Genomic DNA, 25397 nt, shown 5'->3' on the forward strand with positions numbered 1-25397 from the left:
AATAAAAAGAACCTTCTTGTTATGTCTTCAAATTATACAGTATCTCCTTGGTTAACTTATTTCACACCTCGTCCACATGCCAAAGTGCGTTTATTTTGTATCCCTCATGGTGGCGGCGGTGCGCAAAATTTTAAAGATTGGGCAGAGTCATTGCCAGAATTTATAGAAGTGGTTGCGTTAAGCTTCCCTGGTCGGGGTAGTCGACACGCTGAGCCCGCCATTCACTCAATGGGTGAACTTGTTAATGAGATTGTTAATGCAATCACGCCGTTTTTAGACAAACCTTATGCCTTTTTTGGGCACAGTGTTGGTGCTTTAGTGGCATATGAGGTTGTTTGCCGTATTGAGCAAGCAAATCAAACAGAAGGCACAACCTTAAAGTTGCCCATGCGTCTTATTACCTCAGCGCATGAAGTGCCCGCAGAGTCGCATGCTGATACACCCATGTATCAATTATCGGATGCTGAGTTACTCAACAAAATTGGTGAACTTGGTTTGGTGCCAGACGAGGCATTGCAAAACAAAGAGTTAGTCGATTTTATTTTACCGCCTTTACGGGCAGACTTTGAGGTGTCAGAAACTTATCAATGGCAAAAGGCTGAGCCATTAACCGTACCGATTACCGCAACATTGGGAGATAAAGATACCTTATTAACCGAACAAGATATGCATAGCTGGCGTGCTTATACCTGTCGTGATTTTGCTTTTAAATGCTATGAGGGTGACCACTTTTATACAGTTTCTAAAATGTCTGAGCTGTTAGCAGATATCACCGGTGAGCTAGAGCAAGATTTAAACAATCAACCGTTATCTATGATGATGGGTGATAGCAGCCAGTATCCAGAAAAATGCTTGCATGAACTATTTAGAGAGCAAGCAAAACAACATCTAGACCGTATTGCCATTTGTGACCCAGCTCAATCGCTCACCTTTAAGCAGTTAGATGAGCAAACCGATATTTTGGCAAGGGAGCTGCAAAAACGTGGGGTGGTGGTTGATAGTTTGGTTAGTATCTTTATGGAAAGCTCTGTTGAATATGTGGTGGCGTATTTAGCCATCTTAAAAGCAGGCGGTGCTTATATGCCGTTAGAGGTTGCTTACCCAACAGATTTGCTAGAAAGAGTCTTAACCAAAACTCAACCGATTGCTATTTTAACAACGTCTGATTATGCACCACAGCTGCCAAAACAGTGGTTGGATGATGAGTGTGCGGTGAATTTAGATGGTGATTGGGTGTCGCCAATTTTAAATAAAATAGACGCTGGCGAATTGCCAGAGCTTGATAAAGACAGAGCGTTACCAACGCTTGATAGCTTGGCGTATTGCGTGATGTCATCTGGTACAACAGGTGAGCCTAAAGGCATTTTGTGTCCGCATCGGGGTGCTGTAAATTCTTATTATTGGCGTTATCGCAATCACCCTTATCAAAATGGTGAGAGAGAAGCGGCCAATGTGTTTTTTGTGTGGGAAGTGGTGCGTCCACTATTACAAGGCTATCCTGCTTATATTATTCCAGACAGTGTGATTTATGACCCTTGGCAATTGGTTGATTATCTTGAATCAAACGACATTACACGGGTGCTATTTACTCCATCATTGCTTGAGCAAATATTAAATACACCAGACTTAGATTTAAGCAATCGCTTAGCCAAGTTGCAAATAGTTTGGCTAAATGGTGAGGTGGTACCAAGTGCCTTGTGTAAACGCTTTTTTGAAGTATTGCCAAATTGTCAGCTTATTAATGATTATAGTATCTCTGAAACCCACGATGTTTGTACACATGATTTAGCCACCTTAAATGATATGCACTCGCCAAAATTTGCACCTTTGGGGTTGCCAATGTCTAATGTACGCATTTATTTATTAGATGATAATTTGCAGCCTGTACCACAAGGTATCCCTGCAGAAGTTTATGTGGCTGGCGACTCATTGGCACGTTGCTATTTGGGTGATCCTGACAAAACGGCCGAGCGATTTTTGCCTGACCCATTTGCTAAAAAATCAGCAGAGGAATCTAATGAGCCGATTATGTTTAGAACAGGTGACATGGGGCGAATTTTGCCCAGTGGTGAGTTAGAAATTACTGGGCGTGTCGAGTTTATGATTAAACTACGTGGTTATACCATTGTATTGGGGGCAGTTGAAACCTCAATTAATGCCCATGAGGGGGTGCATTCTTCTGCCGTTATTACCAAAGATAATGAGCAAACTGGTCAGCCAGAGGCATTGGTGGCTTATATTGTGAGCAATGCCACCATGGCAGATGATGCGCTAATTGCTGCTTTAAAAACGCATTTAAAAGGGCATTTACCACAGTATGCCGTGCCCAGTTATTTTATGCCTATCAAAGCCTTGCCTTTGCATGCGGTAACGGGCAAGCTCGACCGAAAACAGCTACCTGAGCCAACAAATATACAAGCGACAACTTTAAATAATGATAGCAATGATACCGTTATGATGATGGCAAGCCCAACTGAACAAGTGATTTTGCAAGCGTGGCAAAAGCATTTGGGTGTTGCGGCCAGCTCATTAGCTGATAATTTTTTTGATTTGGGTGGGCATTCTTTACTAGCCATTCAGGTTTGTCGATCAATTTCTAATGAACTGGGCATAAATGTTTCTGTCATTGATATTTTTACCAATCCTACCATTGCGTCTTTGGCAAGTGAGTTGGATGCAAAAATTAATCATGATGATAACGAACTAGAAGAAGCTGATATAACCGCCAACTCATTTAATGAAATAGGCGATACCTCAACCGAACTTGCTATTGTTGGTATGGCAGCACATTTCCCTGGGGCGGATAATATTGATGAGTTTTGGGATAACTTGCGTAATGGGGTCTGCTCGATTAGAGAGCTAACCGATGAGGAGTTAGACAAAAACGGAGTGCCAAAGTCGGTATATAGCGACGAAAACTACCGCAAAGTTGGTGCGGTGCTTGATAATGTGGATTATTTTGACCCTAAGTTTTGGCAACTAAGCAAAAAAGAAGCCGAAATCATGGACCCACAACACCGCCTGTTTTTAGAAACCTGTTGGCATGCACTAGAACACGCTGGTTATGCCCCTAATGAAAATGGTCAGCGTACTGGTGTATTTGGTGGCTGTTATTCACCTTTATATTTATTGCATAACCTAGCTGGTGGTGGCTTTATGGATGCCACCGACCCAATCGGTTATCACATGACCGAAACCGGCAATGATAAAGACTACTTAACCACACGTGTGTCTTATTTATTAAATTTGCAAGGTCCGAGTATTGCGGTGCAAAGCTCTTGCTCAACAGCGTTGTCTGTGGTGGCAAGTGCCTGTGAATCTTTACAGACTCGCCACTGTGATGTTGCCTTGGCTGGCGCATCGAGCATTATCTTCCCACAAGCGGGCTATCAATATGTAGAAGGACATATCAACTCAAAAGATGGCAAGATACGCACCTTTGATGCAAAGGCTAACGGCACGATTTTAGGCGATGGCGTTGGGGTAGTGGTTCTAAAACGCTTGGATGATGCCATCAACGCTGGCGATACAATTTATGCCGTGATTAAAGGTTATGCAAACAATAATGATGGTCATGATAAAACGGGTTATTCTGCTCCTAGCGTTAAAGGGCAAAAGGCAGTTATCACACGTGCTTTAGAGTCTGCCAAGGTTACAGCCGATAGTATCTCTTATGTAGAAGCGCATGGTACAGGCACCTTGATTGGTGATCCGATTGAAACCAAGGCTTTAACTGAGGTGTTTAGGCGTTATTCATCAGCGCAAAATTTTTGTGCTTTGGGGTCAGTCAAACCAAATATTGGGCACAGTAATATTGCCGCAGGTATGGCAAGTTTAATGAAGGCAACATTAAGCTTGTATCACAAGCAAATACCACCAACGCTCAATTTTGAGTTGCCGAACCCATTAATAGATATTGAAAACAGCCCGTTTTACATCAATAACACATTAAAACCATGGCAAACAACACTAAATATGCCAAGGCGTGCAGGTGTGACTTGTTTGGGGATTGGCGGTACTAATAACCATTTTGTATTAGAAGAAGCACCGCAGTCACAAACTGGCTTAAATGATGATAAATTGCCTGATACTGCTATCGTAGAGGAGGCACGTAATCATCATTTATTGGTTGTGAGTGGCAAAACAGCGGCTGCTTGTCAGCGTAATCTGCAAAATTTAGCTGATTATTTGCAAAAGTACCCTGAGCTTAATTTGCAAGATGTTGAATTTACGCTACAACAAGGGCGTTATCATTTTGAATATCGACGTGCTGTTTCTTGTATCAATGTTAAAGATGCCATTGCTAGTTTACGTTTAGCAGCTAAGCAAACGTTAAATACGACTATCAACTTTGCTGTTAAAAAGCCTAGCGACAAGCAAGCGGTATCAGATATTAACACGGTATTTTTATTCCCCGGTCAAGGCTCGCAACACCAAAAAATGGGATATGACTTATATCACAATGAGCCTGTTTTTAAACGCCATTTTGACGAGTGTTGTCAGCTTTTACAGCCATTACTAAATATAGACATTCGTACACTTTTATTTGCAGATGATGATTCAGCCAAAGCAAAAGAAACCTTTAAATACGCTTATTATACCCAGCCAATGATTGTGGCACATCAAATTGCGATGGCACGCACTTTAATGGATTGGGGCATTAAACCTGATGCGGTCGCAGGTCATAGCATTGGTGAATATACGGCTGCCTATGTGGCAGGCATTTTTAGCCTAGAAGATACTTTAAGTTTGATTGTTGCCCGTGGGCGTGCCATGGAGCAAGCTGGCGAAGGGCGTATGCTGGCGGTTAAAATGAGTGAGGCTAAGGCACGTAACTGGCTAATAACTCATCCAGATATTGCTTGTGATGTGGACCTTGGTGTGATTAATACACCCGAAAATGTGGTGCTATCTGGCACTACTGAAGCCATCGAGCAAGTAAAAACTGCCTTGCAAAATGACGGTGTTGTTTGCCAAGCGGTGAATGTGCGTCAAGCGTTTCATTCAGCGATGATGGATGAACCGTCAAAAGCACTGATTGACGCAGTAGCACCGCTAACTCGTAATATGCCAACCATCCCCATTATGTCAAATGTGACAGGTGTTTGGATGACAGAACAGCAAGTGCATGATGATGCTTATTGGGCAGAGCACATGCGTGGCACGGTCAACTTTGCCAGTAATATTACCAATTTATTAAAACAGTCACCAAGTACCATTATCGAAGCCGGTGCCAGCACCATTTTAACCAAGTCTTTGCAGGCGTTCACAGCGGATATGCCAGTAGAAGAACAGCCCATGGTAACTGCGTGTGCCAGACACCCTAAAGATAATAGTACCCTAGACACTAAAGCATTAGATAATGCAATCAGTCAGTTGTGGATAGCAGGTCGTTATATAGATTGGTCACAATATCGTGGTGATAAGGGTAACTATAGTGATGATGCCAACAGCCGACGCCCTGCACGCCGCATTGGGTTGCCTGGCTACGCCTTTGAGCCTGAAAGCTATTGGGTTAATGAAGGTGCCTTGGTTGCAGATAGTGCAAACAATATGCCAGTGGATGATAACGCCATGATTACCGATATGAGTCATCGAGGCTTTATTCCATCTTGGTCTTGCAGTGCTTTTGCGGTTGCTAATCAAGATTTATCAGACCAACGCTGGTTGATTGTGAGTAGCAATCAATCACAAAAAATTGATGAGTTGTGCCAATATGTGGTTAACCAATTACAGCAAGCAGGGGCAAAAGTGCGGGTGGTTGACCCAGCTCAGCTGCAACTGGATTCAGCCGTGGCTTATGCTAACTACTTGAACCAGTTGTCGGATAGTGGTGAGTTCCCTAATCGTGTGTTGTATTTAAACAGTTTAACGGCAGGTGACACCTTAGAGCTTACACAAGATGATAGCAATGATAAACAAACACAGCTAGATGCAACTTATTACCCTACACTTTATTTTGCGCAAGGCTTGGCAACACAAGCTTGCCTTGATCCAATTGATGTGTGGATGCTGACGGATAGCACATTCCAAGTTAGTGATGAAGCTATTGACCCAATAAAATCAACCATGTTGGGCGCTGCCATTGTGTTGCCACAAGAGTACCCTCAGATTGCGTGTCGTACCATTGATATCCGACCACAAATGATGGATAGCACCGCAGTTAAAAAACGTATTTTGGCAGAAATAAGTACAGCCAAGCCTGATAGCGAGCCATTTGTTGCTTTGCGTGGTTCAAAGCGTTGGGTTAAACGTTATGAAAATGCAACGATTCCTGCTGTCTCTTCAAATTGTGAAGAGGATAATAATGGGCAAGGTGCTATCAAAAAACAGGGCACGTATCTAATTACTGGTGGGCTTGGGCGTATTGCTCGTGAACTTTGTAAACACTTGGCTACACATAATACCAACCTTGTACTCACCACAACCAGAGAGTTCCCTGAAAAATCATCATGGCATACCCTTGCTGGTTTAAACGAGCAAGATGCTAATTTTAACCCACAAATGACACAAACAATTAAGCATTTGCTTCAGCTAGAGCAGGCTGGGGCAACTGTAAAAGTGGTTACCACAAGGTTGCACGAGCTAGACGCAGTGCAAGCCTTAGTTGATGAAACGGTTAACGAGTTTGGTGGGTTAGATGGGGTTTTCCATTTGGCTGGATTGGCAGATTTACGCTATTTACCAGAAATTGATGTCGCTATTTCACAAAAAGAGTTTGAGCCAAAAATTGCTGGGCTACTCAATATCTCACAAACACTAGCAAGAGGTATTGAAACGCATCAAATCCAACCTGATTTTGTGATGTTGTTTTCATCTTTGGCATCCATATTAGGGGGCTATAGTATGACGGCCTATACCGCTGCCAACCGTTTTATGGACTCTTATGCGGCAGCTAACCCTTGGCGACATGGCATCCGCTGGTTTTGTGTGAACTGGGATGATTGGGACTTTGACTATAGCAAAGAGCAAACAACCGCTTATGAGCAAACAGTTGCAAAATTTGCCATGCCAATAGCAGAGGGTATCGAGACCATAGAACGACTATTGGCGATGCCTGAACCACAACAGTGGCTGATATCTACCCGTCCATTATCACCAAGGGTAACCAAGTGGCTTCAGCAAAATAATCAAAATGAACCAGCCGATAATATGAAGCAGCTCGATGATGAACATCGAGAGATAGATGAGCGTGATTTATTGCTCCGTGTTTTGGCGGTTTATTGTGATGTGCTGAGCATGCCAAGTTACCAAGCAACAGATAACTTTTTTGCTGCTGGTGGTGACAGCTTATTGGCAAGTCAAATACTGTTGCAATTGCAACGAAACCTTGGCGAGTACAGAGAAAGTTTGACGCTGGCGAGTATATTCGATAATCCTACTCCGCAAGACTTAGTGGACTTTTTAGAGAGTAAATAATTTGAGCTAAATGTTTTTTTATTAATGACTATATAATTTTTACATCAAAAAGGTGTTAAGGTTATTTATCATGCAGTTGATAAGAAAAATACTAAATAAACGATTGGGTTATATTTTAACAAAAATAAATTAGGCTTTAGTTAATAGCGATGCAACTCCTTTGGTTTAAACGAGACTTACGATTAGTTGACCACCCAGCACTGGTACGGGCGGTTAAGGCTCGTGCGAGTAATCCATCAAAACATGGTGAGGTTTTGCCCGTTTATATTTTTGAACCAGAACTTTGGCGACAGCCTGATATGAGCCATCGGCATTATGTATTTTTGTATGAATGTTTGACCGACTTGTATCGGTCGCTTAAAGCGATTGGTTGCCCTCTAGTGGTCAAGGTTGGCGATGCGATTGAGGTGTTGGAGGCATTGCATCAAAAATATGACGTGACAGCACTTTGGTCACACCAAGAAACATGGAACGGTTGGACATTTGAGCGGGATAAACGTATCGCAAGCTGGGCAAAGGCTCGACAGATTGTCTGGTATGAGCCCTTACAATATGGTGTGTTTCGGCGGATTGACCGAATGCAAGGTCGAGACCATTGGTCAAAGCTATGGTATGAAAAAATGAATGCCAATGTATTGCCTGCACCCCTTAGTTTAACCATGATTGATGAGCCCTCAGATGTTTTGCCAACACCAGAAATGCTGGGTTTGGTTGCTAGTTCAGTTGACGGCATGTCAGATAAAAACCATACTGATGACAAAAACAGTGATGAGTTTGTCCCTAATGAGTTTAGGATTAATGATGACTGTCGCCAGCTTGGTGGTCGAGAGCATGGGTTAGCAACACTACAGAGCTTTTTGACATACCGAGGAGAGCGTTATACTAAGCAAATGTCATCACCTGTAACAGCGTTTGACAGTTGTTCTCGTTTGTCGCCATATTTGGCTTTTGGGGTGCTGTCGATGCGTGAGGTGTTTGTGGCGTATAAGGCAAAAAATGAGGAAATAAAAAATCGCCCTAAACAGGATAGAAGAGCTTGGGGTGGTGCCATGAGGTCGTTTTCAGCCCGCTTACGCTGGCATTGCCATTTTATACAAAAGCTTGAATCTGAACCAGAGATGGAGTTTTATAACTTACACCCTGTGTATGATGGATTGCGAGAGCATGAGTTTAATGAAGCGTACTTTAAGGCATGGCAAACGGGGCATACAGGTTACCCAATGATAGACGCCTGTATGCGTGCTTTGATAGCGACAGGATGGATTAATTTTCGTATGCGGGCGATGCTGATGAGTTTTGCCAGTTATCATTTGTGGTTACACTGGCGACGACCTGCATTACACTTGGCTCGGTTATTTGTGGATTATGAACCAGGCATTCACTATAGCCAAGCTCAAATGCAATCTGGTACAACGGGAATTAACAGTATTCGAGTATATAATCCAATTAAGCAAGGAGTGGACCAAGACCCTGAAGGTGTATTTATCAAGCGTTGGATTCCTGAGCTTGCTAATATGCCAACTGAGTTTATTCATACGCCTTGGTTATGTGCCGATGATTTAATATTAGGTATTGAAGCGATGAACGGATATCCCATGCCCATCGTCGATGAAAAAACAGCGAGAAGACAAGCAACCGATAAGCTATCTGCCATCCGTAAGCATCACGTCCATGGTCATATTGCAAAACAGATTGTACAGAAGCATGCGAGTCGCAAGGTTAGTTCAAACCACAAGGGTAGCTCAAAAAAGAAGAATAAGGTCAAAAAACCCAGAGGTGTAAGTGAAAATGCAACAAGCACTACAGATGATGTTCAGTTGGGTTTATTTTAAGTTTTTACTTATCGTAAGATAATAGGGCAATGTAAAGTTAAAGTAAACGAACTATAGAAATGGAACTTAGTTTTTTATACTACTTACTTATTAGTAACCGTGTTTTATTCCTACTATTATTATAGGTTCAGACTAGTTACTGTCTTAATTGATAAGTCTAAGCGTCGAGAATTGCATCCAAATTCTTCTCAATCTGTTCTTTAATCTTTGGCAAAAAGCTTTTAAACAAAAAACCTAACTTGGCGTTCATCTCAAATTTATCTGCGGTACTGATGAACACGCCTTCTACGCCTGAGCGTTTAAATTGTACAACATCTTGGTCATCGTTACGTTCCAGTGAACAAGTCATCCGATAGTCTTTTTTGGCAGATACTATCCAGTCATCAGTAATCTTTCGGGCTTTTTCTAAGCCAAGCGTGTGTTGACGCAAAATGTGTAAGTCACTCATGATTTACTCCCAATTCCCTCAAAGCAGGTTGTGGTTACCATCTCAATTATCTTTTCGTCATCATACATGCCACTGGATTTCAAAAACCCTAATACAGGATCACAGGATCTGGCATATAGAGTATAGAGAATACAAAGTGGCTCAACATTGGTGGTGATATTACCTATGGCTTGGGCTTGTTCTATCCATTCTCCAAGTGAGTCTGACATGGTCACTAACATATCCATGTAATTTTCATGTGCCATTAGATGCTCACGCAGAGAGGAGTTTTCGCTAGGCAGATTGGGCATTTGCTGGTTTAGCTTGAGTCGCATTGCCCATTGAGTAACGATTTTAAGCTTTTCAAAGGCACTTTTATCACCATGATTAAGGACAGTTATTTGCTTCAATCCTGTTTTCATAATGTCAACCAATGCCCCAACTGCCAATGCTTCTTTACTAGGAAAGTGTCTGTATAAAGATGCTTTAGCAATACCAACGCTATCAGCAATCTCATCAACCGTCATGGCATCATAGCCTTTGGTGGCAAGTAGGTTATTAACGGTTTCGATAATGAGTTTTTCGCGCTCTATCATCATTTTTTGTTTGAAAGTGAGTTTTTTTTCAGTCATCAGGAGTGATTCCAAGTTTTCATAACACATTACCATTGATTGGTTGTTGTATGAGTAGATTATACCCAAAAGCACGAAATATTACCAATTTGTATATTTTATACTAATTAGTATAAAAGCGTATTGACTATTCTTTTTCTGGTATGTATAGTATATTTATTCTTAGTTATAACGAACTATATTTAATACCTATTGCACTTTAATTAGTTTTAAATATTTTTGTTTTAATCATTGTTTTTATAAAACAATAAATTGTTAGCAGGTATCTAAGGATGTTTAAGTTAAATTTAGTTTCGGTATTTTAAGGAGCTATTTTTATTCATATAAAACTGAATCAAAAAAGGACTGATTATGACAGTTACAAGAAGTGTTACCAAACTAACAACAATGGCTACCGCTGTATTAGCAACTATGGCGTTAAGTGCCTGTATGACTAGCCCAAGCCACTCAAATCACACAGAAAAATCACATGCACAGCACCATAGTAGTCATGCTGATGCTAGTAATCACAATAAAATGATGGCAAAAAATTTAGTACAAGTTGCTCAATCTGATGAAAACTTCAGTATTTTGGTTGAAGCAGTTGTAGCCGCAGGGTTAGTTGATACATTGGCAAATACGCCAAACTTAACTGTATTTGCACCAACAGACCAAGCATTTGCTAACCTGCTGGGTGAACTTGGTATGACTAAAGCAGAACTATTGGCTAACAAACCACTATTGACCCAAGTGCTGACTTATCATGTTATTCCTGCAAAAGTATATTCACATCAAGTAAAACCAGGGAATTTAACAACGGTTCAAGGCAAACAGTTTAGCTTTGGTGCCGAAGGGAAGATTACCGATGCTCGTGGCAGAATGGCAAACTTAGTTGCCACTGATATTAAAGCCAGCAATGGTGTAATTCATGTAATTGATAAGGTTATATTGCCTTAAGATTGATGTTTTTTTAGCATTAATTAAGTATACACAATGATTGCAAATTGTTGAGCCAAGCTTAGCAATTTGTGTTTTTTAAGACGTAGTAGATAAAAATATTAGGTAAAAAAATGACATCAATACCAAAAAAATTGCTTAAAATTTTAGTCTTCGTTGCTACTTCGAGTTTGTTTATTTCTTGCTCAACTTTAGTAAGCAATAAAAAAACTAGTAATAGTTTACAAACGACAGTTACAAACGTTGATTTAGACGACTATCAAGGTACATGGTATGAGATAGCACGCTTGCCAATGTATTTTCAGCGAAATTGTCGTAGGGATGTCACTGCCACTTATCGCAAACGTGCCGATGGCACAATTAAGGTCACCAATAAATGTATTGATAAGCGTGGTAATCAGATGGTTGCCAACGGTGTAGCAAGCGCTGATGCAAACTATCCTGATGCCAAGAATAGCCGTTTGTTAGTCAGTTTTTTGCCTAAGTCATTACAGTGGTTACCTGTGGGTAAAGGTGGCTATTGGATATTAGCATTAGATACTGATGCAAAGACAGGCAACTATAATCATGTGCTGATAGGCTCACCCAGCCGTAAGTATCTATGGATATTGTCACGCACGCCTAATATGTCTGAAGTAGATTATCAACGATATGTGGCTATCGCCAAAGCACAAGGCTACGAGTTAGATAAATTGATTCGGACAACACACAGTGACTAGTAATTAATAACCAGTCAATAAAAGTAATCAAGAATAAGCAACAAGTGATAAGTAAAGCAAAACCTAACCAGTAATTGAACCAGTCAAACGTTACGATATTTAATAAACGATATGACTTACAATTACTTAACAAACCAATACTTAGTAACAAGTGAGCGACAAATGACCAAACGTATTCTTATTACGGGTGCAACTTCAGGCATTGGTTACCAATTGGTGATTGATTACCTAAATGCGGGTCATTATGTTTATGCAGTGGGTAGAAACCAAACTGTTTTGCAGCAACTAAAACAGCTCGGGGCTATGATTATCATTGCTGATTTAACCGACCGAAATCAGGCAATTGACTCAATACAAAATATGTTGCAACAAACACCATTGGATGTGGTGATATGTTGTGCAGGCATTTGTCAGTATGTTGATATCACTCATATCAATTCTACTCATACTACTAATAGTAGTAACAGTGCCAGTCAAACTATCAATACAATGTCCTCAGCTTCATCAGAGTTATTAGGGTTTGATAGTGCTAAGATAATGGACGTGATGAATACCAATTTTGGTACGTTGGTACATACCATTGAAGCAGTATTGCCTTATTTACAGCAATCAAAAGGACGATTGGTTGCACTGGGTTCAGCATCGGCATTTGTACCCTTTGTTCGTGCTGAAGCATATGCCAGCTCTAAATCAGCGGTGCATTATCTGATTAAAACCTTACAACTGAGCCTAAAGCCATATGATATAGACGTGAGTTTGGTGATACCAGGATTTGTTGATACGCCAATGACGGCTCAAAATGATTTTGACATGCCATTTTTGCAGACAGTAGAACAAGCAAGCCAAGCGATTAGAAAAGGTATCGAAAATGGTGAGGATGTGATTGAGTTTCCAAAAAGGTTGACTGTTCCCTTAAAAACACTTGGCATGTTACCCAATGTAGTTTGGGAGCGTGTATCGGATAGGTTGAATAAATAATTGAGAATATGCATGAGCAATATAGCAAAAACGACAAACTCATCTAAAAAACGTATCGCCATCATTGGTTCGGGCATATCAGGGTTAACTTGTGCGCATTATTTGGTAAAAGACCATGATGTCACCATCTTTGAAGCCAATGAGTATTTGGGTGGACATGTGAATACCATAGATGTGGAGATTGCTGATACCGTTGGACGGTTTAAAAAGAGCACACACATAGAAACCTCTGCGATTGATACAGGGTTTATTGTGTTTAACGAACGCACTTATCCCAATTTTTTTCGCTTGCTTGATGAACTGAATGTCGCATTTCAAAAAACGGACATGAGCTTTTCGGTTAAGAATCCTACTATTAACTTTGAGTACAATGGTCATACATTAAACAGTCTGGTATCACAGCGTAAAAATATCTTGAGTCCGTCTTTTTGGCGATTTGCAACAGATATTCTGAGTTTCAATAAGCATATCAAACAGCTTAGGCAATCTTATCAACAGCTTGAGCAAACTATACAAGAATTAACCACACAAGTTGCCAACACTAACAGCAAGCGTAAAGTTAAAAATTTAACCAAGCAACTGACTGCTAAACAAGCAAAGCTAGATGGTTTGTCATCTCAAACACTTGGCGATTATCTAGCCACACAAAAATATGGCAAGTTGTTTGAAGATAATTATTTGTTGCCAATGGTATCAGCGATTTGGTCGATGGGTCTTGAGGATAGCAAATCTTTTCCACTGATATTTTTTGCTCAGTTTTTTGATAATCATGGATTGCTAGATGTGGTTAATCGTCCGCAATGGTTTACGATTCAAGGTGGCTCTAAACAGTATGTCAATAAATTGGTAAAACGCTATGCCAAGATGGGAGGCAAGGCATTGGTCAATTCACCTGTGCAGTCGGTACAGCGTATGACAGACGGAGTTAGCATTGCTTATCAAGTGAATCAAAACATGGATATTGGCAAGAACATCAACACGGACTCGGTAGGAAAAGCAACCAAAACTGCTAAGTTTGATGAAGTGATATTTGCCTGTCATGCTGATGTGGCAAAGCGTCTATTAACTGATATTAGTGAGCAGGAACAACAGGTATTAGAGGCGTTTAACTTTACGGATAACCAAGCCATTTTGCATACAGATACCAGTGTACTACCAAATAAACCACTGGCATGGGCGAGCTGGAACTATTTGTTAAACGACTCTTCGAGCAAAGCTAAGATAACTGACGATACAAAAGTAATTGAAGAAACGCATTGTGGTAACTTTAAACCAGTGCTGACTTATCACATGAATATTTTACAACGACTGGTTAAAAAGCATAACTATTTGGTGACATTAAACGAGCCTGTCAATGAATTACAAGTGATTAAACATATTGATTATCGTCATCCTGTATATGATGTCAATATGACCATGGCTCAAAAACGTTGGGAGTATATCTCAGGCGATGCTTCTGTTAATCAGAGTACGCACTTTGCGGGTGCTTATTGGTTTAACGGTTTTCATGAAGATGGTGTTCGTAGTGCATTACGTGTGTGTGCAAGTCTAGGTGTGAATGTTGATATTTTGGATAAGGTAGACCCAAGCCATCTAAACAATACGATTGAACCACATCCAATATTCACTTATAAAAATATACCTAGTAAAGCGCATAAAAATAAGGGTGGCAAAAACCGTGCTAAACTAAATAAACGTCAAGTGCAATCAGCAACGACGAATACCCAGCTAAACCAACTGTTTAGTTAAGAACAGTAGCTAAAGAATAACAGTATTTAAAGCACTGCTGGCTCACGCATAACGAGAAAAACTAACGGTTTAGTATTTTTGTCAATTTACAATTTTTAAGGATATAACATGACAGATACCATTTATCAATTTAATGCAGACACCTTAACAGGTCAAAACAAAGATTTTAGCGAGTATGCAGGCAAGGTGTTGCTTATTGTTAATACTGCCAGCAAATGTGGCTTAACGCCTCAATACGAGGGTTTAGAGCAATTACATAAAGACTATCACGACAAAGGACTGGAAGTCATTGGCTTTCCGTGCAATCAATTTGGTCACCAAGAACCAGGTGATGCAGGTGAAATCACAGAATTTTGCCAACTTAACTATGGTGTCAGCTTTCAGATGATGGATAAAATTGATGTTAATGGTGACAATGCCCACCCAATTTACAAATGGTTAAAATCCCAAAAAGGTGGATTAATAACCGACGCCATTAAGTGGAACTTTGGTAAATTTTTGGTTGGAAAAGATGGCAAAGTAGTCAAACGCTATGCACCTACTACCAAGCCAGAAGCCATTGCCAGTGACATTAAAAAGCTGCTTGGCTAAGTTTTTATCTTAAAAGTATTGAAAACAATGAAGCCTTTTATCCCCCACCAAATCTTAACAGGTACAACATGGCACGCTCGTCATATGCCTGCTAAGCATAGCTTTAGCTATCCGTATCGCTATTGGGGGCTAAGTTTAAAACGGTTGGCAAATGGCGATTTTCCACCAGATAGTCATGGTGACAAACTTAAAATAGTTGGTAAGTTGTTTTCTACTCATAAGCGAGCTTTACATAACTTTGATTTTGCCGATTACTTTGATATCAATAAGCTTGATGAGAGTAATGTAGATAATGCTAAGTATCTAAAGCAGTCCTTAGAATTTTCAGACACTCTGCACAAGTGGGATAACAAACAAGGAATAAATCAAGAAGCTAACCAAGAAAAAGCGAAACACTGGTTAGATACGGTGAATCAAGAGTTTATTCGACTAACAGGTAGCCAGCCAACAGGGGATATCTTGGCATTGGTGGTCAGTCGAAATTTGGGAGTTTATTTTAGCCCTGTCAATTTTTATATTGGGTTTGATAAAGCGGGTAATGCCAGTCACCTATTGGCAGAGGTATCAAATACGCCGTGGAATAAACGTCATTTTTATGGTTTTTTGTTAACAGGTAATGATAGTGAATTTAGTCATAACAAAGACTTTCATGTATCACCATTTAACCCGTTAGACCAAACTTACACATGGAAAGTAAAAGTTTCTGCCCCTAAAGAGAGCTATTTAAAAAATATCAAACTTAGCATTCATGTTTCGGATGAGCGAGGCAAGGTATTTGAAGCGGGCATTAATATGAAGTCCATGCCGATGACCTCACAAAACTTACGACATACCATTAAACAAAACCCAGTGATGAACTATAGCTCAATGGTTCGGATATATTGGCATGCGTTTCGACTGTATGTAATGAAAAAAGTGCCCTATGTTGGATATAACCAAAAGCTAAAAGAGAGCGGGCAAGCAACTTTTAAAAAATAGACAGTAATGAATAGCCAATAGTGCATAGCAAACCGTACATTTAAGAGAAATAAGGAGAGGTACAATGTTCAGAAAAAATACCGAACTCGATATTAGCGCATCGACTGCCAGCCAATTACCGACTGACCGCCATACCTCTACTGCTCAATCGCTGATTGGTGGCAAGCTTTCTAGTGTTCTAAGCCCTGTCAAAAAAGGGGTTGACCTTACCAGCAAACGCCTTGTGTTTAAGGGATTGTCATATTTGCAATTTGGCAGTATCACGCTGATAGAAAATTATGGTAAGAAACCTAAAACTCATCTTTTTGGGGAGGGTAATTTAAATGATAGCCAAAGTAAAAAAAATGGAGAAATTGCTGGTTCACACCCTTTGCATGTGACCTTAACCGTGCATAATCCAAATTTTTATCGACAGTTGATAACAGGTGGGGATATTGCTTTAGCCGATAGTTATATTGATGGTGAGTGGGAAGCCGATGACCTAACAGCATTAATCCGACTGGCTGCTCGCAATATCAACGTCATGAAGCAACTGCAAAGTAAGTTATCTTTGCTAACTAAATCCGTTGAATTTAAAAAACATAAAGCCCGTTCAAACACGGTAAGCAAAGCGAAGTCGAATATTCTTGCTCATTATGACCTTGGCAATGACATGTATCAAACATTTTTGGATAAGACCATGATGTATTCATCAGCGATTTATCCAACACCAAATACACCATTGCCCGAAGCGCAACAGACTAAGCTAAAAACCTTATGTGATATGTTAGAACTCACGCCTGACGACCATTTACTAGAAATTGGGACAGGTTGGGGTGGTTTGGCGATTTTTGCAGTGCAAAACTATGGTTGTCAAGTGACCACAACCACCATATCTGATGCTCAGTATGATGAGGCAAAACAGCGAGTAGAGCAGGCGGGACTCACGGATAAAATCACCTTGTTAAAAGAAGACTACCGTAAGCTAACAGGTCAATATGACAAGCTTATTAGTATTGAGATGGTTGAAGCAGTTGGACATGAATATTTACCAACGTTTTTTGCCAAATGCAATGCGCTGCTAAAACCAAAAGGAATCATGGCGATGCAGGCAATTACCTTTAACGACCAAGGGTATGAAGACTACCTAAACTCGGTGGACTTTATCCAATCGCATATTTTCCCTGGTGGTTGTCTGCTATCTAATCAAGAAATCATCAATCAGTTTACTGAGCAAACCGACATGGTGGTAAAGTCGTTGATTGATTATGGCTATGACTATGCATACACCTTACGGGACTGGCGGCATGCTTTTATGAATCGTTTGGATGATATCCGAGCGATGGGCTATGACGATAAGTTTATCCGCTTATGGCAATTTTATTTTGCGTATTCTGAAGGTGGGTTTTTGGAACGAACCATTGGGGTTGTGCAGGTAAAGGCGATTAAAGAATAGATAGTTTGTGTTAGTAAATATAATTATATGAAAGCGAGAATAATATGAATCTAGCATATATATGGGTGTACCTGACTGCGGCGACAGTTTTTGTTGTAGTTGATGGTATTTGGCTAAAAACCATGACCCAGGCGTTTTATCATCCACGCATTGGGCATCTACTCACAGATACGCCAAATATGCTGGCAGCAGCCATGTTTTATCTGTTTTATATCTTTGCTTTGTGCGTACTGATTATCTATCCACAAGTTAAAGCTCAAGCCCCGCTATGGCAACTGTTTGCTTTAGGGGGATTGATTGGGCTAATGGCATATGGCACTTATGACTTTACCGCATTGGCACTGTTAAAAGACTATAGCACCTCAGCAGCTTTGGTTGACTTTGTTTGGGGTGGGTTTGTTACAGGGACGGTAGCCGTAGCTGCCGGCTGGTTAAGTTACCAGTTTGGATGGTTGCAGTAGATAAGACTCACGATAATATAAAGAAAGTTAACTAAAATAATAAGAAACGATATGATCGTTTCTTATTTATTATTTATTGGCTAAAGTACAAAAATAATCAACTTAAATAGGATTGGATCCTAAAGAACTTTAAAGTCTAAGTTATATAAATTTTGCACTTGAATATAGTTAGCATACGAACTATACTTGTTTTGTAATCTTTTACGATATTGTTAATTATTAAGGAGCGAGTTAATGAATCAAAATTTAAAGTTATTTCAATCAATGGGCGCAGATGCTTTTTCACAAGCTGTTGTTAATATTGCACCTTATTTTTCTAGTATAGATCCGCAAGTAGTGGATTTAAGAAAAGGATACTGTGAAGTTTTTTTAAAAAAACAACAAAAAGTTTTAAACCATTTGGGTACTGTACATGCGATTGCAATGTGTAATGCTGCTGAGCTGGTTGGTGGAATGGCAACAGATGTTTCTATTCCTGAAGGTGCACGCTGGATTCCTCAAGGGATGACAGTTAAATATCTAGCAAAAGCAAAAACAGACTTAACTGTGGTGTGTGATGCAAATGATATTGACTTTTCACAAGAAGGCGAGATTGTTGTGCATATTGATGCAACTGATGAAGAAGGTACAGTTTGCTTTACTGCTGATATTAATATGAATGTTAAACATGAATCATAATAATCATTGAAATTTTTAGACTTTAAAAAACAAAGATTTAACATGGGTCTTTGTTTTTTTTACAAGTTGAGCTTATCGATATGCATGGGTAATATAAATTATTGACAAAACCAAATAATAAAAATTAAACTAAATGCTTTACACAAATTAAGTTTAGTCATGCAAACAGAAGAACTCAATCCCCTTAACCTTACTAGCAAAAAAAGTAGACATCAAGATAAACGTCTTTTCTTTTTATTCAATATGGCACGCCATCATTTATTTGGCTATGTAGATGCCGAATGTGATGCACAATTGGGTATTTCGGTTACACAGGCTGGTGCTTTACTCTATATTGCAAAAAAAGAAGGGTGTTATCAAAAAGATTTGGGTGATGCTTTGGGCTTAAAAAAATCAACAGTCACCGGGTTAGTGTCTCGAATGGAAAAAAATGGCTTGGTTAAACGTAAAGCGTGTAAACAAGATGGTAGGGCATCAACATTATTTTTAAGTCAACTTGGTAATGAAATAATCCCACGAATCATACTTTTTATTAAATCTATTAATGATGAGTTTTTATCAGATTTTAGCGATGAAGAAATGGATGTGATTTTTAAATTTTTAAATAGAATAATAAAAAAATACTCATAATCCGCTATGTGAAAACAAGCTTTTGATTGTGCTAAAAACAAAAAGAGTTAAATGTAATTTTTGTTATATTTTTAGATAAGTGAGAGTGTCTTGTCTTATCCTGTTTTTAATACATTTTATAAATAAAGCCAGCTTTAAAGTTTGGAGAAAACGAGTGACGGGTAGACTTGCTAAACATCGACAGCTAGACACTTCAAGAAACCACAGTATCAATCATACCAATAAAGTTCGAAAGATGAAGAACAAACCAATACGAAGTACAGCACACAAACGCTTGAGTTACAGCTAAAGCTAGTGAAAGCTTAAAATCACTTCCACATCTCTGACGGTTAGTTTTCTAAACAATGCCTGTTCTTCAACAGGCATTCTGTTTTTATGCTCCTTAATCATCAAATGAACCTCTCGTGCAACCTCAGCAGTTGATGAATAATACAAGTCGGGATTCAGTTCCATAACCTTGTATAGATAGTCATGGATGATTCGGCGTTTTTTGTCTGCTTCTAGCTCATGATTGTCTTGTTTTGGACTCATTATTGTTCCTAAATGTTGATGGTTATATAGTTCTTTGATTAAGGCTACCCAAACCAATTATAAAATGTTACTATCTAGTATAATAATTAACTAATAAGTATTCAATTGCTTGTTGTATTAAAACTTAAAGAATATAAAGTGAATAATAACAAGGTTATCATTAGATAAGTCGAATAAGGACCCCCATATGTCGGAAGCTACGTCCTCGGATACACATTCCTTATTTTATAAACGCAAAATCAGCCTTATCTTTCCACATCAGCTGTTTGCTGATGTTAGTCTATGGCAAGATGAATGCTACTTAATAGAAGAAAATCTATTTTTTACCCTTTATCCCTTTCATAAACAAAAGCTTGTCTTGCATCGTGCCAGCATGAAAGTCTATGAAAAAAAGCTGATAGAAGCAGGTAAAACCGTCATTTATATTGATTCAAGCCACAAACACAGCGATTGTCGAAAATTAATCAATAGCTTTGAAATAAAACATGTCGATGACCCTGAACACATCCATTTGATTCATTATATTGATGTAGTAGATGATTGGCTGCGTATGCGATTGCAACAAGCATTACTTACAAAAAATATTCGTTTTCGTCCTGCACCAAGTCCCATGTTTTTAAATCCAATATCGGTATATTGGCAGTTTTTTGCCCCAGATATGAGCCATATAAACCATGTAGACACAGCGAGTAAACCTGTTCAAAAACAACTATTTCATCATAATTTTTATATCCAAGCTCGCAAGCGTGAAAGAATTTTATTAACAGAAGACAATAAGCCCATTGGCGGGCAATGGTCGTTTGATGCCGAAAACCGTAAAAAATACCCACGCAAGCAAACACCGCCCAAAGTCAATTTTCCACCAGTGACAGAGCATTACCAAAATGCAGTGGCGTATATTCAAACCAACTTTGCCAATCATTATGGCAACATCAATACTGACTTTCGTTATCCTATTAATCATGAGCAAGCAGAACAGTGGTTTGAAGACTTTTTACGTACTCGATTTGCTGACTTTGGCGTGTATGAAGATGCCATTGTCGATAGTGAAAGCATACTCAACCACAGTGTACTAACACCCATGCTAAACATTGGCTTACTGACACCTGAGCAAGTTATCAATCGCACATTAGAGGTTGCAGAAGAATATCAGATACCACTAAATTCGCTTGAAGGATTTGTTCGTCAGATTATTGGTTGGCGTGAATTTATGTATGGTTTATATGAGTCGGTGGGTAGGCAACAACGCACCACCAATTTTTGGGGCTTTACTCGCAAAATCCCGAAAAGTTTTTATACAGGACAGACGGGTATTGAACCGATTGATAGCACCATCAAAAAAATTCTTGAAACGGGTTATTGCCACCATATCGAACGCTTGATGGTATTGGGCAATTTTATGTTGTTATGCGAGTTTGACCCAGATGAGGTGTACCGTTGGTTTATGGAGCTGTTTGTTGATGCCTATGATTGGGTAATGGTACCTAATGTGTATGGTATGAGCCAGTTTGCCGACGGTGGTCTAATGGCGACTAAGCCGTATATCAGTGGCAGTAACTACCTTGCGAAGATGAGTAATTATCAAGTTAAATCAAAAGGCGAGTCTGTGGCATGGGCAAAAACATGGGATGGACTGTTTTGGCGATTTATGCAGGAGCAAAGAGAGTTTTTTGGACAAAACCCTCGCATTGGGATGTTACTAACCCTGTGGGATAAGATGGATGATAGAAAGCAACAAGCACATTTACAGCAGGCTGAACAGTTTCTAGCAAAATTAGATGCAGAGTTAAGTACTGAACTAAATACAAAATAGCTACAGAGCTAAATGAAGAGTTAGCACATGGATAACAAACCCCAATCATCATCAAAAGACATCCTTTACTACGACAGCGACTGTCCTATTTGTTCTGCTGAAATGGATAAGCTGTGTCGGCTAAAACAGGATTCGCTAGAATTGATACCAATCAATCAAATTACCAAAGAAACAGCAGGTGATATTGACGAATCAGAGATTAACAACCTGTATGATGAGCTGCATATCCGCACAAGCGATGGCAAGTGGCTAAAAGGCTATGAGGCAAATATCTACGCATGGCAACAAACTAAATATGCACCCTTTGCTAAATGGCTTGGCAAACCGCCATTGTCTTGGTTTGGGAAGTTGAGCTATCGAATTTGGCTTAAGTGGTATCGGTGGCAACGTAATAAAAGATAAGACACAAATTAAAAATAAAGTAAGGCAATTGTATTATGACAATAACTGAACAACAAATTTTCACCCCCGCTATCATATTTTTTGACATTGACGACACCTTAAGTCGTGATGGTATTTTAGCCGAGCATAACAAATCCACCTTAGAGCAACTTGCCAAAACCGAAATTAAAGTGGTGATTGCCACGGGGCGGGCTAAGCCTATGTTGCCAGAGGACATCATCGACTTGCATGACAGCGGTGTGATAGATGCCATTATCTGTATGAATGGGCAATATTCATTTACCAAAAATGCCCAACAAGACCAAAAGATTAAGCATTATCCACTTAGCAAAGCACAAGCCAAGCTGATTGTAGACATTTGCCAACAACAAGACATTATTTATAAGTTTGAATCCACAACACACATTGGTTGGTCAGGTAACTCACCAAGGCATGAGCTGTTGCGTAAACTCATCGATGAAAACCATCACTTTATGATTGATCCAGATTTTTATAAAGCCAATGATGTGTATCAATGTTCTGTTTTTTTTGAAGGCGATAATGAGCAACTTGCACCAGTTAATTTTGCCGATTATGGATTAAAGCTTGTGCATTGGCATGCGATGGGAGCAGATATCTTGCCTATAGAAGCATCAAAAGCCAGAGCCGTTAAAGATATTTGTGACTATTACGAGGTATCGCCTGCTGACTGTATGGCATTTGGCGATGGCAATAATGACATTGAAATGTTTGAGCTAGTCGGTTGTCCTGTGGCGATGGCAGATGGCGCAGAAATATTAAAACAAACGGCTTTAGCTCACAATGGTAAAGTAACAGGCTCTATAGAAGAAAACGGCATACAAACGGCATTAACAGAATATGGTGTATTTAATGATGACAGCGGTAATTAACGAACAACTGACTAAAAGACCATGAGATGATGAAAAAATCAGGCAGTAATAAGACCATCAAAAAATCTAATTTACCCAGTAAAGTTTGTCCTGTTTGTAAACGCCCCTTCACATGGCGTAAAAAATGGCAAAACAATTGGGACGAGGTCGTTTATTGCTCCAAACGCTGTTCGGGTAATAAGCAAGCCATTCATCCATAAGCGTTAACACTAAGATAAAAGCGAAGCTCAAACTGAAACTGAAACCTAGATTAAAACCAAACCTAACTCCAAATAAGGCACAGCCATGACCATCTCAAAGTCTAATAAAACCATCGGCATGGTCATACTCCATAATGACTTACGCATACATGACAATGCCACTTTGCTAAAAGCATCAACGGTATGCGACAGTTTGCTGATTGTGTATCCAAAACAAAAGCTGTTTTTGCCCACTCAAAACCGAGGGCAAGAATTTCATGCCAGCCAACATGAAAAAATGGGCAAAGCAAGGGCATGGTTTTTATTGCAAAGCTTGTCAAACCTTGACAAATCGCTACAACAGCTTGGCAATGGGTTGCTATATCTTGATGCAGAGAAAGCAGGCGTGACAACCTTTAATCAGATTAAAACATTGATTAACGAGTTTAATGTTGGGCATGTTTTTGTCAGTAGTACGGCAGATTATGACCAAAATCAGGGCTACCGTTTACTTGCACAGAACACCAATACTCAGTGGTATTACGCCACTACTCACAGTATTTATGAGACACGACCAACAGAAACGTTGCCAAAAGTGTTTACTGAGTTTCGTAAATTGGTAGAAAAATCGCATCCCTGTTTGACAGCGAAAAATGATTTACTAATTTCGCCCACCCCAAGCGTGTTACCCAGTATGCCAGTGATGGCGGCTAACTATCTAAAAAGTGTGCAATTGCCCAAGATTTTGGATGTCGCTAATTCGGATTTCGATAATGCAGATATTGCTGAGCTTGCTGATAATCAATCGATAACATCGCCTTTTATTGGAGGCGAACATCAAGCATTGGCACATTTACAAAGCTATTTTCAGTCGGATGCTCCGAAAACTTATAAAGAAACCCGCAATACCTTATTTTTAAACGATGATACGACAACGCAAGCGTCATGGTCACAGACAACACGCTTTGCACCTTGGCTTGCCAATGGGTCGCTATCCGTACGAGTGTTACTCAACCGATTAAGGCAGTATGAGCGTGAAAAAGTGGCGAACGATTCGACTTATTGGATTTGGTTTGAACTACTTTGGCGAGAGTATTTTTATTGGTATGCCAATACGCACGGTAAAAAGCTGTTTCGTATGCGTGGCATAAGTGGCAAACCCTCTCGCAAGTGCTTTTATGGCGAACGCTACGAACGTTGGAAAAATGGCAGTACCCCTTATCCAATTGTGAATGCTTGTATGAAGCAATTAAAAGCCACTGGCTATATGTCTAACCGTGGGCGACAGCTCGTTGCCAGCTGTTTTATTCATGAGCTTGGTTTGGATTGGCGGTATGGCGCAAGTTATTTTGAACAACAGCTGATTGATTATGATGTGGCGAGTAATTGGGGCAATTGGCAATATTTAGCAGGCGTGGGAGCAGACCCACGAGGCTCTCGTAAATTTAATCTTGATAAGCAAACGCAACAGTATGACCCAGAGGGTAAGTTCATTAAAAAATGGGGCGGTAATGACGATGCCACTGTGCTTGATAGTGTGGACATGGTGGACTGGTATGTTTAATTATGTTGAATTAAAGTGCTAAATTTGCATATTGAATGAGGATATAAAAATAATGAAAAAGACGGCAACAACGCAAAAAATATTATTCCCTTATTTAACCTTGGCAGGGGCAACTCCGTTTATTGTCTGTATGTTTTTACTGCTCTTTGGCTTAAACCATCTGCCATATTTGGGAGAAACGACTCAAGTATTAAGGGGGTACGGCATACTTATCGCTTCATTTATGTTGGGTAGCCAATGGGGGAGTCACTTAAGCCTATCAGAAAATAATCCATGGTTACTTCGATTGCCTATTTTTACCAATATCATGGCAGTTTTACTATGGTTGGCATATTTGGTTTTATCTGTTGATGTCTTTTTATTGCTTTTATCTGTATGTTTTTTAGCAATTTTATTTATTGATTACCACCTAAAGCAAGCCAAAATAATTGGGCGAAATTATTATCGCATTCGAGTAATAGTAACAATGATTGTGGTTGCATCATTACTTGTGAGTGCTTTAACACTTTTTTTATTTTAATCGTTTGTACTTAATTTTAGAAATTTGAATTCT

Annotated in this window: 22 protein-coding genes; 19 read left to right on the forward strand and 3 right to left on the reverse strand. The window is 39.6% G+C overall.

Annotation, left to right across the window (positions count from 1 at the left end):
- Positions 1-21 precede the first annotated feature (21 nt).
- Positions 22-7419 (forward strand): SDR family NAD(P)-dependent oxidoreductase, encoded by a 7398-nt coding sequence (locus VH441_RS01260; RefSeq protein WP_434353677.1) that lies wholly within the window; start codon positions 22-24, stop codon positions 7417-7419.
- A 149-nt stretch (positions 7420-7568) separates the two neighbouring features.
- Positions 7569-9251 (forward strand): FAD-binding domain-containing protein, encoded by a 1683-nt coding sequence (locus tag VH441_RS01265; RefSeq protein WP_434353678.1) that lies wholly within the window; start codon positions 7569-7571, stop codon positions 9249-9251.
- A gap of 157 nt (positions 9252-9408) precedes the next feature.
- On the opposite strand, the gene VH441_RS01270 is transcribed toward VH441_RS01265, so the two are convergent.
- Both VH441_RS01270 and VH441_RS01275 read right to left on the reverse strand, forming a co-directional pair.
- Positions 9409-9699 (reverse strand): polyhydroxyalkanoic acid system family protein, encoded by a 291-nt coding sequence (locus VH441_RS01270; RefSeq protein WP_434353679.1) that lies wholly within the window; start codon positions 9697-9699, stop codon positions 9409-9411.
- Complete coding sequence (locus VH441_RS01275; protein WP_434353680.1) at positions 9696-10310, reverse strand: TetR/AcrR family transcriptional regulator; 615 nt, start codon at positions 10308-10310, stop codon at positions 9696-9698. The genes VH441_RS01270 and VH441_RS01275 overlap by 4 nt, the downstream gene beginning before the upstream one ends.
- A 351-nt stretch (positions 10311-10661) precedes the next feature.
- Here VH441_RS01275 and VH441_RS01280 point away from each other — a divergent pair, with 351 nt between their 5' ends.
- From VH441_RS01280 to VH441_RS01330, 11 genes are all read left to right on the forward strand, one after another.
- Positions 10662-11246, forward strand: coding sequence for a fasciclin domain-containing protein (locus VH441_RS01280; protein ID WP_434353681.1), 585 nt, complete (start codon positions 10662-10664; stop codon positions 11244-11246).
- Between the two features lie 113 nt (positions 11247-11359).
- Positions 11360-11965 (forward strand): lipocalin family protein, encoded by a 606-nt coding sequence (locus tag VH441_RS01285; RefSeq protein WP_434353682.1) that lies wholly within the window; start codon positions 11360-11362, stop codon positions 11963-11965.
- A 111-nt stretch (positions 11966-12076) separates the two neighbouring features.
- Complete coding sequence (locus tag VH441_RS01290) at positions 12077-12943, forward strand: SDR family NAD(P)-dependent oxidoreductase (RefSeq protein WP_434353683.1); 867 nt, start codon at positions 12077-12079, stop codon at positions 12941-12943.
- 12 nt (positions 12944-12955) lie between these two features.
- Positions 12956-14692, forward strand: a complete 1737-nt coding sequence (locus VH441_RS01295; RefSeq protein WP_434353684.1) for an NAD(P)/FAD-dependent oxidoreductase — start codon at positions 12956-12958, stop codon at positions 14690-14692.
- A 108-nt stretch (positions 14693-14800) separates the two neighbouring features.
- Positions 14801-15283: a glutathione peroxidase gene (locus VH441_RS01300; protein WP_434353685.1), complete on the forward strand. Its 483-nt coding sequence runs from the start codon at positions 14801-14803 to the stop codon at positions 15281-15283.
- 27 nt (positions 15284-15310) lie between these two features.
- Positions 15311-16261, forward strand: a complete 951-nt coding sequence (locus tag VH441_RS01305; protein WP_434353686.1) for a DUF1365 domain-containing protein — start codon at positions 15311-15313, stop codon at positions 16259-16261.
- A gap of 64 nt (positions 16262-16325) precedes the next feature.
- Positions 16326-17696 (forward strand): class I SAM-dependent methyltransferase, encoded by a 1371-nt coding sequence (locus VH441_RS01310; RefSeq protein WP_434353687.1) that lies wholly within the window; start codon positions 16326-16328, stop codon positions 17694-17696.
- Positions 17697-17740: 44 nt separating this feature from the next.
- Positions 17741-18157 (forward strand): DUF2177 family protein, encoded by a 417-nt coding sequence (locus VH441_RS01315; RefSeq protein ID WP_434353688.1) that lies wholly within the window; start codon positions 17741-17743, stop codon positions 18155-18157.
- A 234-nt stretch (positions 18158-18391) separates the two neighbouring features.
- On the forward strand, positions 18392-18835 hold the full coding sequence (locus tag VH441_RS01320; RefSeq protein ID WP_434353689.1) for a hotdog fold domain-containing protein: 444 nt from the start codon (positions 18392-18394) through the stop codon (positions 18833-18835).
- A 159-nt stretch (positions 18836-18994) separates the two neighbouring features.
- The gene (locus VH441_RS01325) at positions 18995-19465 is read left to right on the forward strand and encodes a MarR family winged helix-turn-helix transcriptional regulator (protein WP_434353690.1); all 471 of its coding nucleotides are present in this window, start codon (positions 18995-18997) and stop codon (positions 19463-19465) included.
- Between the two features lie 154 nt (positions 19466-19619).
- Positions 19620-19754, forward strand: coding sequence for a hypothetical protein (locus VH441_RS01330; protein WP_434353691.1), 135 nt, complete (start codon positions 19620-19622; stop codon positions 19752-19754).
- A 2-nt stretch (positions 19755-19756) separates the two neighbouring features.
- Here the strand turns inward: VH441_RS01330 and VH441_RS01335 are convergent, their stop codons facing one another.
- Entirely contained in the window at positions 19757-19996 is a 240-nt protein-coding gene (locus tag VH441_RS01335; protein ID WP_434353692.1) for a hypothetical protein, read from the reverse strand.
- Positions 19997-20183: 187 nt separating this feature from the next.
- Here VH441_RS01335 and VH441_RS01340 point away from each other — a divergent pair, with 187 nt between their 5' ends.
- From VH441_RS01340 to VH441_RS01365, 6 genes are all read left to right on the forward strand, one after another.
- The gene (locus VH441_RS01340; protein WP_434353693.1) at positions 20184-21809 is read left to right on the forward strand and encodes a cryptochrome/photolyase family protein; all 1626 of its coding nucleotides are present in this window, start codon (positions 20184-20186) and stop codon (positions 21807-21809) included.
- A gap of 27 nt (positions 21810-21836) precedes the next feature.
- A complete protein-coding gene (locus VH441_RS01345) occupies positions 21837-22211 on the forward strand; it encodes a thiol-disulfide oxidoreductase DCC family protein (protein WP_434353694.1) in 375 nt (124 codons plus the stop codon).
- A gap of 35 nt (positions 22212-22246) precedes the next feature.
- A complete protein-coding gene (locus VH441_RS01350) occupies positions 22247-23101 on the forward strand; it encodes a Cof-type HAD-IIB family hydrolase (RefSeq protein ID WP_434353695.1) in 855 nt (284 codons plus the stop codon).
- A gap of 26 nt (positions 23102-23127) precedes the next feature.
- A complete protein-coding gene (locus VH441_RS01355; protein WP_434353696.1) occupies positions 23128-23301 on the forward strand; it encodes a DUF2256 domain-containing protein in 174 nt (57 codons plus the stop codon).
- Between the two features lie 85 nt (positions 23302-23386).
- Complete coding sequence (locus VH441_RS01360) at positions 23387-24844, forward strand: DASH family cryptochrome (RefSeq protein WP_434353697.1); 1458 nt, start codon at positions 23387-23389, stop codon at positions 24842-24844.
- Between the two features lie 52 nt (positions 24845-24896).
- The gene (locus VH441_RS01365) at positions 24897-25364 is read left to right on the forward strand and encodes a DUF3429 domain-containing protein (RefSeq protein ID WP_434353698.1); all 468 of its coding nucleotides are present in this window, start codon (positions 24897-24899) and stop codon (positions 25362-25364) included.
- Positions 25365-25397: the final 33 nt, after the last annotated feature.

The sequence above is a fragment of the Psychrobacter sp. HD31 genome (assembly GCF_051097895.1).
Taxonomy (GTDB): Bacteria; Pseudomonadota; Gammaproteobacteria; order Pseudomonadales; family Moraxellaceae; genus Psychrobacter.